Genomic DNA, 12,981 nt, shown 5'->3' on the forward strand with positions numbered 1-12,981 from the left:
AATATTAATTTGAACGGGCTTGATGAATCGAAGGCTGTACAGTAATCACCGATGACATTTTCCGTTGTTTGAGTAAATAAGTTGTCATGTCTCCTTTGCCTTTTACTTCAATGACTCCGCGTTTTTCAATTACATAATTATCACGTAATTGCTGATAGGTGGAGTCGGTTATTTGAATGTCGCCAACGATGCCGTGGGATTCCATGCGACTGGCTGTATTAACGGTATCCCCCCAGAGATCGTAGATAAATTTTTTGGTGCCAATGACTCCCGCTACGACGGGGCCAGTATTAATCCCAATCCGCATATTGAGATTGGTTTGATGTCGTTGGTTGAAATCTTTAATAACTCGTTGCATATCTAAGGCCATTTCTGCGATCTCGATCGCATGATTTGCGTCGGGATAGGGCAACCCACCGACCACCATATAGGCATCGCCAATGGTTTTAATTTTTTCTAACTCATGCTTTTCAACTAAGGCATCAAACGCAGAAAAGATTTCATTGAGCAATTGGACTAATTTTGTGGGGGGTAAGGAAGCAGAGAGGGGCGTAAATCCAGCAATATCCGCAAATAATACGGTGACTTCTGGAAAGTTATCGGCAATCACTTGTTCTTCTTCTTTGAGGCGTTCGGCAATCGGGGAGGGTAGAATATTTAATAGTAAGCGTTCCGATTTTTCTTTTTCGGTTTCTAGTTGTTTCAGTGCCCACCAAAATTGCTCGGCGATCGCAGCGGCTAAGACCAATGCTAAAACCAAAGCGGCTACTAATAACATCGTAGCGGCTCGACTGGTGGCTTCTATCTGAAGTCTGGCGCGTTCAATTTCTTCGTTAGAGAAGACAATCAGTTTCTCAGACAATTCAGACGCTTGCTGTTCAAAGCTTTCAATCTTATTCTGAATTTCCAGATCCAGGCTGACAATTTTCTGCAAAATTCCTTGATAATCTCTCAGATAAACTAAAGATCGAGCTTGTCTTTCTGGATCAAATGTTCTGAGTTTGACAATATGTTCAGCCAAGAGTTCTCGAGTTTTTTCTAGAGCATTAACTGCCGGATAGCTGCGGTTTAAAAAATATTCTTTCTCCTCAGCCTTCATCTGATTATATAAGGCAATAATTTCCGGGTCTTCTTCTAGCAGTAAAGTATCCCGCAATAAATCGGATTTTTGCTCCAAACGAGCGATCGCCCCGCTTTCATTCATATCTAATTCGGCCACTAAATTCACCGCTTCTCGAAAGCGATCGCGATAGTTAATAATCATTTCTACATAAGCAATAACCTGGGGATGAGATTTTCGCAAAGCGGGACTTATATTCACCCCAGAAAGTAACTTTTGCAACTCATCGCAATGACGCAATAATTTTTCAACAGATTGCTGATGTTTGTCTACCTGTGCTTGGGTTTCTTCTCGTAAATCCGTCCTAGACCAATTCTGAAAAAATTGTCTCTCTGCCTCACGAGCGTCATCGAATTCTGCTTTAATTCTAAATACTAATCCTTGGAGTTTACTACTGGTAATAATCGCCGCTTCGGTTTCCCGGCGGACAAAAGTCAAAGATACCCACCCGGTTGTGGCGACCCCAGCCAATAATAATAACAAACCAAAAAACGCTAAAGTAAATTTTCCGGTGATATTCAGTTCACCCCGGTGATGATTTTGTTTTACTGGTTTTTGCTGAAAACCCTTAAGATTCGTGGCCGAGAAGTGTTGACGCAAATTCTGCATGGTAATTTGTGATCCATCCAGTCAATAAAACAGATCATACCAATTTCATTGAATTTTGCCACATATGCCCGACACCAATCTTGGATCTAGGGGTTCAGTCTAATAGCAAATTCAACCCCGATCGTGGCACATCCCCGTCACCGCCCTTACTCATTGCCAATTTAAGCATATCAGATGCCTATCATGGGAGGAACGAGGCAATTCGCGACCCCCTTCAGGATTTGACCGATTCGATAAGAGAGGAGAGAGAATAGAGGAGAGAGAATAAAGAAGAGAGTAGGATTTGTTTCACTGGATACTAGACAAGGACGATGTGCGATTCTCTCCGGGAGGCTTTCGCGATCGCCTACAGGAAAGCGGCTTAAAGCGGCTTAAAATATCTCTAATTATCAGCATTTAAAACTTGTTCAACCGTTAGGGTTAATTCTGGGAACATTGAGGATTTTATCTCTTGATTTTCGCTAAATTCTGTGATATCATAGAGTCCATACACCAGCTTTAATACAGACACTTTTGCCTCAACTGGATCGACAATCCAATATTCAGGAATTTCCCGCACTGCGTACTCAGATTGTTTGTAACGATAATCATCGATCGCATTGCCCGGACTGACAATTTCTACGGCTAATAAAGGGGGAGATTTCAGTACCGCAGAAGTCATTTCTCTGAGTTCTTGGCGTTGGCTTTCTGTGATAATTACTAAATCGGGAATTCTGGATTTATTGAAAGAGGTGCGAACGCCGATATTTCCAGGTCTGACTTTCCAGTCCAAACCAAGTCTTTCAATCTCTTTGTCGAATTGCTTAAACAGAAAGACCATGATATCTGCGTGCAGTCCACTGGGAGTTGGCATGGGGATGAGTTCTCCGTTTACAAGTTCATATTTGAGATCGGTATTATCATGGTATTCCAGATATTCCTCAAAGGTGTAAGTTTTTTTGGTGAGGGTTTGCAGCATGGGATAATCCTCCGATAAGTTATATATATTGTAATGGGATTTTAAGGCAATGGGTAAGGTAGGCAAAATTTTGCCCTACGACTATGGGAGGGCGGCGTTGCATTCGGGGAAATAAATCATTTGTTATGATCGCTAATTTGCTTGCCCGAATGCTTCGCCCCTCCAGGGTCGATCGCGCATTTAAATTCTGGGTCGTTGTCCGTAACGTCGATAATAACAATAATCTTTGAGAATGCGATCGTGATCGAAACATAATTGTTGGGGTAATTGCCAAATTTCAAAAAGTTGTAAATGTTTGGCATCATCCGCAGCTTTTGGTTCACCGATCGCACTAGCAATAAATACCACACTCAGGGTATGTTGCCTGGGATCGCGATCGGGGTCAGAATACACATAAAATTGTTCAATTAATTCTACTGATAAACTGGTTTCTTCCAGGGCCTCTCGAACCGCCGCAGTTTCCACCGATTCGCCGTAGTCCACAAAGCCACCGGGTAACGCCCAACCCAGAGGCGGATTTTGCCGTTCGATCAGCACAATGGGACGACCGGGGCGATCGATCAGTTCAATAATAATGTCAACGGTGGGAGCGGGATTGCGATAAGTCATAGGGTCCTTGAAGTTTAAAAGTGTAAAGATAGGATTAATTTTATGGTGGTTTGATTAGATTAGATTATAACTGTGCCGTTACATGATAAATTCAGAAACACATCATGTTGGCACGAAGCCAGCATAAGATTCCTGTCTACGAGGAGGGCTCATGCCTTTTCCCAGATCGAGCGGTATTTTGCTTCATCCCACGTCTTTTCCCAGTCGATTCGGTATCGGGGATTTAGGGATAGAAGCGCGTAAATTCATTGATTTTTTAGCAGAAAGTCGCCAAAAGTTTTGGCAAATCTTGCCCCTTGGGCCAACGGGGTATGGTAATTCTCCTTATATGTGCTATTCAGCAATGGCGGGGAATGCTATGCTAATTAGCCTCGATCGCCTTCTTGAAGATGGTTTGCTTGCCTTTGAGGATTTGACCGATCTGCCAGAATTTCCAGCGGATCGAGTAGATTTTGAACGGGCGATCGCCTTCAAAATGCCTCTACTGAAAAAAGCCTGCGAAAATTTCAAGGACAAAGCCACCAGCAAACAACAAGAAGCGTTTCAAAAGTTTTGCTACGACAAATCCTATTGGCTGGATGACTATGCCTTATTTATGGCCATCAAAGAAACCTTAAATGGGGCCAGTTGGCATACTTGGGAACCAGACCTAGCCAAACGCAAGCCCGCAGTCTTAGAACAATGGCGGCGGCGTTTACCCGGAGAGATTTTTTTCCGTAAATTTCTTCAGTTTGAATTTTTCCGCCAATGGTCAGAACTTAAATCTTATGCCAACAAACGAGGCATTCAGATTATTGGCGATATTCCTATATATGTCGCCCACGATAGTGCCGATGTTTGGGCCCATCCAGAAATCTTTTGCCTAGACATGAAAACTGGCGAACCCGCAGGCATGGCAGGAGTGCCACCAGATTATTTTAGTCCTACAGGTCAGCTTTGGGGCAACCCAGTGTATCTCTGGAACCGACTAGAAAAAACCGATTTCCATTGGTGGGTAGAACGATTTCGTTCCATGTTAGCTTATGTGGATGTGATTCGCATCGACCATTTCCGAGGCTTTGAGTCTTTTTGGAATGTCCGCCAAGGGGAAACCACGGCCATGAATGGTAAGTGGATTAAAGCAAAGGGAGAACAGTTACTAGAAGTAATTAAGCAAAAATTGGGTAAATTGCCAATTATTGCGGAAGATTTAGGGGTGATTACCCCAGAGGTAGACGCACTGCGGGATAAGTTTGAATTTCCAGGGATGAAAATCTTGCACTTTGCCTTCGGTTCGGGAGCAGGAAATCCTTATTTGCCGTTTAATTTCTACAACCGAAATTGTGTAGTTTATACCGGCACCCATGACAATGACACCACCGTTGGCTGGTTTAATCAAATGCCGGAACATGAACGCTTGGGCGCTTTGGCTTATTTAGGCCCTGTTCGGTCTTGGGGAATTCATTGGGATTTAATTCAAGTAGCCCTGTCTTCAGTGGCGAATCAAGCGATTATTCCGGTTCAGGATCTTTTAGGACTGGACACCCAAGCCCGGATGAATGTGCCGAGTAAGCCTTCAGGGAACTGGGCATGGCGCTATGAGTTTGGGGCGCTGACTCCAGAAATCCGCGATCGCCTAAAAATGATGACCGAAACATTCGGACGCTGATCCATAGAACTGTCTTAGGTCAAATTAGGGTCAAATTAGGTCAAATTAGGTCAAATTAGGGTCGAGAAATCAGCACTTCCCTTTGGATCACTTGTCCCTGGGCGCCCATTTGTTCCGCTTTGCCATTATTGACCGCTAACAAAACCCCTCCGGCATTCCCTGCCACCACCACCAGTTTCTCCGAAGCTTCCCAAGTGCGCTGAGTGCCGGAGGGCAACATTCCCTCAAATTCCATTTTGCCGTCTGCTTCAATCACGATCCAAGAAGCATCTTTCAAAGTCAGTCCAACTTTTACTCCTTGCCCCCCAAATTTATTGAACTCCTGTGCTGGGGGACTCGGTTTCTGGGCTGATTGCTGTGTGGCGTTTAGTGGGTTGGCCAAAAAGGAGTTTTGAACTACGGGATTCTTTGGTGGCACCGCAGATCCAGATGGCTGAGTTGCTACCAGTGCAACGGTTTTGCTCCCTGGTTCTTGGTTAGCCCTTTGGGTGGCTGATTGATCCAGTTGCTTGGATAAAGTTTGCACCGATAGGATAATTGTAGCCAGATAAACTAGATATAAATGTACGGGGCGAAATTTGAAGCGGGGTAAATAACTAAACAAATCAAACCAAAATTTCTTCAAAACAAATCTTTTTTGGCTGATGGGAAAATCCTGGGCGATCGCCCTGCCATCGAAGCCCAAAAACTTGGCATATCGTAACAGTAACCCTTGAATATAGATCGGTTCAGGTAATCTTTCCAGTTTCCCTTCTTCAATCGCCTGAAGCATTTGCAGTCGAATCATCGTATGCACCGCCACTTCTTCCAGGGAGATCGACTGTTCCAAGCGGGTTTGACGGAGTTGAGCGCCAATTTCCGCCAGTTTAGCCACCTGTTTTTCCCGAATTTGTGCCTGTTTTGTTTGTTCGTTAATCAGTTGTTCAGACTTTTGACTGGTTTTCATGGCGTTCACTCCTGATTAGTTATTGGTTGTTGGTTGGCAGTAATTGATAATTGATAATTAATAATTGATAGCTAATAATTGATAATTGATAATTTTGTTTAATTGTCAATTATCAATTATTAGCTATCAATTATTTTGTGGTTGACTGTTTGCCCCCGTCGGCACGGGGGCTGACCGTTCTGCCCAAGAAGACCCGCCACTCTCTTGCATTCCCTAATCAGTTTTACTCCAAGAAATTTGACTTTGTAAAAAATCAATTTCCTTGGAGGTCAAAGGGCGATAGTCACCAGGGGATAAGGGGGATAAGTTCTCGGTGGGCGATCGCAGCGTAATCGGCCCGATCTCACTGCGATGTAACTCAACCACGGGATAACCCAGCAAAGCCGCCACGCGGCGAATTTGTCGATTGCGTCCCTCCTTGAGTACCACTTGCAAAAGAGTTTGATTGATTTTCCGATCCTGTTTTAACATCTGAACTTCAGCAGGTAGAGTTTGGCGACCATCCAGTAGAACTCCGGCTCGCCAATTTGCCAACACTGATGCCGGGGGATGACCTTTCACCCAGACCTGATAAGTTTTAGAAATTCCATGTTTTGGATGGGTCAATTGATAAGTTAACTCCCCATCATTGGTCAACAATAACGCTCCCGTGCTATGAAAATCTAAGCGACCCACGGGATGAATGCCTTGGTTTTGCATCGGTAACGGCAGCAAATCCAAGACCGTGGGGCGTCCCCGGGGATCAGAACAAGTAGACACAACCCCCGCAGGTTTATAAAGTAACAAATAGACCAATTCAGGCCGATCGCTGGGTTTAACGATTCGACCATCGACCTCAATTCGATCCACTTCGGGGTTGGCCGTTTGTCCCAGATGGACAATTTGACCATTGACCCTCACTCGTCCTTGCTGAATCATGGTTTCCGCTTGACGACGAGAGGCAATTCCCCATTGAGATAAGATTTTTTGCAGTCTAGTTTGCATAGTTGGGACTGCGGTCAGGTATAAGAACAGTGACTCAGGAGTTGAAAAGTACGAGAGGCGATTCGCCCACCGAGCACACAACTCCTGACAAAATTTTACTGTTTCTTGAGTAAAAATGCGATACCCAGGCGGCCAGAAACCCGATTGCTGCGTCCGTAGTCTGTAGAATTGACTACACTGGATCGATCATTCAACCGTCAACCACTCAGTAATTACCCGATGAGTTCTAACCTTATTTTGTCTAAATCAGCAAAAACATTAGATGCCGTCAAGGAAGTTTCACCCAAGTCAGGAAAACTAACCGGAAAACTAATTAGTAAAATTCTGGCGCCCGCCCTAAAGTTTTGGTTGCGATCGCAACTAGACGCCATCGAAAACTTGCAATTAACCATTTCCGGTGGCAACCGGCAAATCCTTTCCGGGTCAATTCCTGGGGTATTAATTTCTGCCAGTCATGCCATTTATCAAGGCATTAGCTTGAGTCAAATATGGTTAGAAGGGACAGGAATTCGTTTCAATATTAGAGAAGTGCTCCAAGGGCAACCTCTGCATCTAATCGATCCCGTTCCCATTAATGCCCAGCTACAGTTTACTCAAGGGGATATTGATGCTTCTTTAGCATCCCCGTTATTTAACCAAGCTATGCAAGAATTTTTAGACTCTTGGTTACATTCTGTGGTCAACTCTTGGGAACAGTTACAAATTAATTTAGGCCAAGATAAATTAACATTGACGGGACTTTGCCAACCAGCGATGCTGCATCCGCAAAGCTACGCGAACGCGATCGCGGAGACAGAAGGGAAAAAATCGGCGGTCCTCCAGATGGGGTTAGAAATCAGAAATGGCCATCAACTCTATTTAGTCAACCCTCAGTTACATATTGCCGGACAAGAGATAATTTATTTAGAACATTTTTCCTGGGATTTCGGGTCATCGGTGATGATTTCCCAATTAACTTTGCTGCCCGGTCAGCTAACTTGTCAAGGGCAAATCATGGTGACGCCGTAATTTTTTGTTGTTTGTTGGTTGTTGTTGGTTGTTTGTTGGTTGGGGAAAGTCGTAGGGGCGTCCTTGCGGAGCATAATCCGTCAGGCTATATGGCCATCCGCCCGTACAAGTTACAGCGGTTTTCTACTGGGTAAACTACATTAACCGCCAGGGAATGAATCCCCGACGTTTGTTGCCACTGATGCAAGATTTCCATTAGAACCGACTAAAATTCTGTAGGGGTCAACAGCCTTTGACCCCTACCAAGCATGATTAGTCGGTTTTAACCGACGATGGCGGCCTTCGCGGGGGCAGGCTTACGCTATGAGGCGGGGATTTTAATCCCCGACGGGTGTGGTTTACTCACCAGAAAACCGCTGTAAAATAAATATCACTATTCACTCTCCCCTCTGCTCCTGAAGCTCCTGAAGCTCCTGAAGCTCCTCTTTTCCCTGTTCCCTGTTCCCTGTTCCCTGTTTTTGTTGTTGGTTGTTATTTGGCAGCAACGAATAAATAACCAAGAAACCGGGTTTCTGCGATCGCTTCTGCTACAAATCAGAGATTTTGATAGAGATTTTGATAGAAACCCGGTTTCTGATTTTAATTCGGTAATAAAGGTAAAATTAAGGTGACAAAGTAGAAGACTAATGGGCCGGTAAAAATATAGCTATCGGTGCGATCGAGAATCCCGCCATGTCCGGGAATTAGGGTTCCCGAATCTTTCACCCCCGCATCCCGTTTCATTAAGGATTCCGTCAAGTCACCCAAAAGACCGGCAATGCCAATTAAAAGACCTAAAATAATCCCGGTTGCCGGCCAAGTTGGCCAGTGCAAATACCAAGAGCCAATAGTGGCGACAAGCACACTGCCGCTAATACCAAATACCGAACCTTCAACGGTTTTTTTCGGGCTGATTTCCGAAAGCGGGGTACGGCCTAAGCATTTGCCGAAAATATAGGCGCCAATATCTGCCGCCCAAATACAACAGAAGGATAAAAAAGTAATCGTTAATCCTTGGGGAATTTGGGTTAGATGATGCCAATTTTCTGGCCAAAAGCCGCCAAAGGGCAGATTACTATATTCGGCATTTTCTATTCCCCGTAACCGCACCCAAAATGTGGGCAAATATCCTACATAAAATAAGCCAAGAATCGAAGCAGAAATATCGGCGATCGTGGCCATTTTTGGCTTAAATAGCAGATAGAAACAAATCCAAGTCCCAGCCAGGGGCAACATGGCATCGGCTAAGGTAGAAGATACCGTAGAAATTGCCAGTAAAATCAGGCTCAAAACTAATGTATTTTTGGCTGAGGGGATAATGCCCTTCGCTCGAACTAGCTGCACATATTCCAGTTGAGCTAGATAGATGATAATTCCCAAGCCAACGGTGAAATACCATCCGCCTAGGAGAATCATCCCTAAAGCGAGGATGACCGCAACAATTCCGCTGATAATTCGAGGCACAGGCATAGCATTAATGATTAAATAATCTGGGAATCAACATTTCAATTGAGCTTCAGCCGCTAGTCTGTATTGTCACCCGGTGAAAAACCTGGTTTTTTGACGAAAAGCATCACTGCCGCCAATTGGATTTCGGTGACAGGGTTCTTTTTTTGAGTTATTCATCGCTATTAATCAATTTTTTCCCCACTCAAAATAAAACTTGGATCGATCGCGGCAAAAATTTGATTTCGGCCTCTGGTTTCTAACCGATTCACTGAAGTTTGTACGACTTCTATATTACGCACTTGTAACTCAGAAAAAGTTTCTGAAATAGCATATAAGTTTTCTAAATTGCCCGCAGTGGCGACGACTCGACCATTGGGTTGCAAATAATTCCAGACTTCTTTGAGCAGAGATTTAATCGGGTTTGCCCCTTCAATACAGACTCGCGTGGGTGGTTCGGCCAGGTCTTTGAGGCATTCGGGGGCACTGCCTTCAATGACTTGCACATTTTCCACTTCAAAGCGATCGCAGTTGCGGCGAATTAAATTAGCCACATCTTCATCTCTTTCTACGGCAATAATCCGACCTTGGGGACATAATAAACCAGTTTCTACGGGAATTGTTCCCGTGCCTGCACCAATATCCCAGAGGACGGTATTTGGTTCTAAACGCAAATGCGCTAACAACAAAATCCTGGTTTCTCTTTTGCTCATGGGAATACCGGGCAAGCGTTCAAATAAATCATCAGAAATACCAGGGCTAATATACGGCCACAAAGAACAAGGCATAGTACATATCAATAATTAAAGATTAACAAACGAATAAGGATTAAGGACTAATGACTACTTTTAGCGTGGTCAGATCCGGCTGACTACACCCAGTTATTGTCCCACCATTCGCCAGAATTTTTTGTAAGAATTCTAAAGAATTCTGCGCGATCGCCTCTCCAGGTATTAATACGGGAATTCCGGGGGGATAAGGACAAACCAACTCGGCGCTAATGCGCCCTACGGTGGCTTCAATGGGTAAAGTTTCCTTGGCAGCAAAGAAAGCCTCTCGCGGGGTCAATGGTGACACGGGATGGACGATCGATCCCCCCGAACCTTCCGGGGAAAGCATCGATCCCCCCCACTTAAAAAGGGGGGAGACATGGAGGTGGGACAAATGCCTGAAACCAGCCACCAGGCGATCGATGTCTGCCGCCGTATTTCCCAGACTAATAATAAAAGTTAGATGCTGTAATCCCGGTAACTCGGCGGTTACACCCAGTTGTGTATGCAAAATTTCATCCGCTTGATAGCCGGTGAGTCCTAAATCTGTGACTTTCACGGTTAAACGAGTGGGATCGAGGTGAGAAAACCCCGGACTGGGCAGGGTTGGCCCGTGGAAAACTTTCAAACCCGGAATTGTGGCTATGTTTGCCCGCGCTGTTGCCGCTAATGCCAAGGTTTTGTCCATGAGTTCAGTACCGGCGATCGCCATCTGCCGACGGGCTGCATCCAAAGAAGCCAGCAATAGATAACTGGGACTACTGGATTGCACCATCTGTAGGGCTAGATTTAACCGATCGCGATCGATTAAATCCCCTTGAACGTGCAACATAGAAGCTTGTGTCATCGCCCCTAAGACTTTATGGGTGGATTGCACCGTTAAATCAGCCCCAGCCGCTAATGCGGCGATCGGTAAATCCCCATGAAAGGCAAAATGTGCTCCATGTGCTTCATCGACTAATAGAGGAATCCCGTGTTGATGGGTAATTTTGGCCATCTCAAGGATATCCCCGCAGATTCCATGATAAGTCGGGTTGACGATCATTACTGCCTTGGCATCGGGGTGCGCCGCCAACGCTGCCACTAGGCTAGAGGTTGAGATAGAATAGGCTAAGTCCCACTCTGGATCGTATTCGGGAGAGATAAAAATCGGTATCGCCCCAGAGAGGATTAAGCCAGAAATCACTGATTGATGAATATTGCGGGGCAGAATAATTTTTTCACCCATACCACAGGTGGCTAAAATTGCCGCCATAATTCCGCCAGTCGAACCATTGACCAAAAAGCGACTTTCGGCAGCGCCATAAGCTTCTGCGGCTAACTCCTGGGCGGTGGCGATCGCGCCCTGGGGGGCAAACAAGTTATCTAACTCCGGTAATTCCGGTAAGTCGGCTTGAAACATTGCCCTTCCTAGCCACGTCCGCAATTCTGAGTCAATTCCTTGGCCGCGCTTATGCCCTGGTGCGTAAAATGGGGCATCAGGACTTTGGGCCATTAATTGCAGGGTTTCTAATAATGGGGCTGATTTTTGGTCGAGTCTAGGCATTCAATGCACCGCCGAGTTTGCTGGTTGAGTTGGCTGGTTGAGTTGGCTGGTTGAGTTGGCTGGTTGAGTTGGCTGGTTAAGTTGGCTGGTTGAATTTGCTGGTTGAATTTGCTGGTGATAGAACTTACGCACAAATCGAATTTGTTGGGGCAATTACCGGGGCAATCCTCTCGCCCCAATCTTACCCTTGAATCGGTTTTAATTAGATAGTTTGTTGCTATTGTGACTAAGGTCAAATAATTTTAAATCACTATTCACTATGCTTAGAGCCGGAATTGTCGGACTACCCAATGTTGGTAAATCTACCTTATTTAATGCTTTGGTCGCCAATGCCAAGGCTGATGCGGCGAATTTTCCCTTTTGCACCATTGAACCAAATGTCGGGGTGGTAGCGGTGCCCGATGAACGGTTGGAGGTGCTGACAAAACTTTCGAGTTCGGCACAAACCGTCCCCACCCGGATGGAGTTTGTGGATATTGCCGGTTTGGTCAAAGGTGCCAGCAAGGGCGAAGGGTTGGGCAACCAGTTTTTATCCCATATTCGGGAAGTGGATGCGATCGTTCATGTGGTGCGGTGTTTTGAGAATGATGATATTATTCATGTCTCCGGTTCCGTTGACCCGTTGCGAGATATTGAAGTCATTAATCTAGAGCTTTGTTTAGCGGATTTAGCCCAGGTTGATCGACGGTGCGATCGCACTCGCAAGCAAGCCCGGGCTAACAAAGATGCCCAAGAGGAACTCGTGGTATTAGAAAAGTTACAAACCGCGTTAAATGAAGGTCAACCCATCCGACTGTTGCCCCTATCCTTAGAAGAAAAAGAAATCATTAAACCCTTGGGTTTATTAACCGCAAAACCCGTGATTTACGCCACCAATGTTTCCGAAGATGACTTAGCCACGGGGAATCAGTGGGTGGAACAAGTGCAAAAATTAGCGGCGATCGAAGCTGCTCAAGTAGTCATTGTTTCTGCCCAAGTAGAATCAGAACTCGTGGAACTTCCCGAAGCAGAACGAGCGGATTTTCTAGAATCTCTTGGGGTTGCCGAAGGGGGATTAAAAACCCTCATTCGGGCTACTTATAAATTATTAGGTTTGCGAACTTTCTTAACCACCGGACCAAAAGAAACTCGCGCTTGGACGATTCACGAAGGAATGTCTGCCCCCCAAGCTGCTGGGGTGATTCACTCGGATTTTGAACGGGGATTTATTCGCGCTGAAACCGTTGCTTATAATGACCTGGTGACTTCCGGTTCTATGCAAGCCGCCAAAGAAAAAGGTTTAGTTCGCAGTGAAGGAAAAGAATATGTAGTTCAAGAAGGAGACGTGATGTTATTCCGATTTAATGTGTAGTTTATTA

The 12,981-nt window shown here is 45.2% G+C and carries 12 protein-coding genes; 3 read left to right on the forward strand and 9 right to left on the reverse strand.

Translation table 11 applies throughout. The features are described from left to right. Window positions 1–4 precede the first annotated feature (4 nt). From AM228_RS35130 to AM228_RS10515, 3 genes are all read right to left on the reverse strand, one after another. The gene (locus tag AM228_RS35130) at window positions 5–1,729 is read right to left on the reverse strand and encodes an adenylate/guanylate cyclase domain-containing protein (RefSeq protein ID WP_231636740.1); all 1,725 of its coding nucleotides are present in this window, start codon (window positions 1,727–1,729) and stop codon (window positions 5–7) included. A 382-nt stretch (window positions 1,730–2,111) separates the two neighbouring features. After that, on the reverse strand, window positions 2,112–2,753 hold the full coding sequence (locus AM228_RS10510) for a Uma2 family endonuclease (protein ID WP_231636741.1): 642 nt from the start codon (window positions 2,751–2,753) through the stop codon (window positions 2,112–2,114). A 114-nt stretch (window positions 2,754–2,867) separates the two neighbouring features. Beyond that, the gene (locus tag AM228_RS10515) at window positions 2,868–3,296 is read right to left on the reverse strand and encodes an NUDIX hydrolase (RefSeq protein ID WP_054466075.1); all 429 of its coding nucleotides are present in this window, start codon (window positions 3,294–3,296) and stop codon (window positions 2,868–2,870) included. Window positions 3,297–3,447: 151 nt separating this feature from the next. Between AM228_RS10515 and malQ the strand changes: the two genes are divergently transcribed. After that, window positions 3,448–4,944 (forward strand): 4-alpha-glucanotransferase, encoded by a 1,497-nt coding sequence (malQ, locus tag AM228_RS10520; protein ID WP_054466076.1) that lies wholly within the window; start codon window positions 3,448–3,450, stop codon window positions 4,942–4,944. A gap of 55 nt (window positions 4,945–4,999) precedes the next feature. Here malQ and AM228_RS10525 read toward each other — a convergent pair whose 3' ends face one another. Continuing rightward, window positions 5,000–5,890 (reverse strand): RodZ domain-containing protein, encoded by an 891-nt coding sequence (locus tag AM228_RS10525; RefSeq protein WP_054466077.1) that lies wholly within the window; start codon window positions 5,888–5,890, stop codon window positions 5,000–5,002. Window positions 5,891–6,103: 213 nt separating this feature from the next. Then, window positions 6,104–6,874, reverse strand: coding sequence for a pseudouridine synthase (locus tag AM228_RS10530; protein WP_054466078.1), 771 nt, complete (start codon window positions 6,872–6,874; stop codon window positions 6,104–6,106). Between the two features lie 219 nt (window positions 6,875–7,093). On the opposite strand from AM228_RS10530, the gene AM228_RS10535 reads away from it, so the two are divergent. Further along, complete coding sequence (locus AM228_RS10535; RefSeq protein ID WP_054466079.1) at window positions 7,094–7,882, forward strand: DUF2993 domain-containing protein; 789 nt, start codon at window positions 7,094–7,096, stop codon at window positions 7,880–7,882. Between the two features lie 579 nt (window positions 7,883–8,461). Here the strand turns inward: AM228_RS10535 and AM228_RS10540 are convergent. The 4 genes from AM228_RS10540 to AM228_RS32360 all read right to left on the reverse strand — a co-directional run bounded on the left by AM228_RS10540 (window position 8,462) and on the right by AM228_RS32360 (window position 11,776). Next, on the reverse strand, window positions 8,462–9,331 hold the full coding sequence (locus tag AM228_RS10540) for a phosphatidate cytidylyltransferase (protein WP_054466080.1): 870 nt from the start codon (window positions 9,329–9,331) through the stop codon (window positions 8,462–8,464). A gap of 161 nt (window positions 9,332–9,492) precedes the next feature. Beyond that, the gene (gene cbiT, locus AM228_RS10545) at window positions 9,493–10,095 is read right to left on the reverse strand and encodes a precorrin-6Y C5,15-methyltransferase subunit CbiT (RefSeq protein WP_054466081.1); all 603 of its coding nucleotides are present in this window, start codon (window positions 10,093–10,095) and stop codon (window positions 9,493–9,495) included. 40 nt (window positions 10,096–10,135) lie between these two features. Further along, a complete protein-coding gene (locus tag AM228_RS10550) occupies window positions 10,136–11,623 on the reverse strand; it encodes an aminotransferase class I/II-fold pyridoxal phosphate-dependent enzyme (protein ID WP_054466082.1) in 1,488 nt (495 codons plus the stop codon). Continuing rightward, entirely contained in the window at window positions 11,624–11,776 is a 153-nt protein-coding gene (locus AM228_RS32360; protein WP_156331687.1) for a hypothetical protein, read from the reverse strand. It lies immediately after the preceding gene. Between the two features lie 106 nt (window positions 11,777–11,882). Here AM228_RS32360 and ychF point away from each other — a divergent pair, with 106 nt between their 5' ends. Next, window positions 11,883–12,974, forward strand: a complete 1,092-nt coding sequence (gene ychF / locus AM228_RS10555; protein ID WP_054466083.1) for a redox-regulated ATPase YchF — start codon at window positions 11,883–11,885, stop codon at window positions 12,972–12,974. Window positions 12,975–12,981 lie beyond the last annotated feature (7 nt).

It is taken from the genome of Planktothricoides sp. SR001, assembly GCF_001276715.1.
GTDB lineage: Bacteria > Cyanobacteriota > Cyanobacteriia > Cyanobacteriales > Laspinemataceae > Planktothricoides > Planktothricoides raciborskii.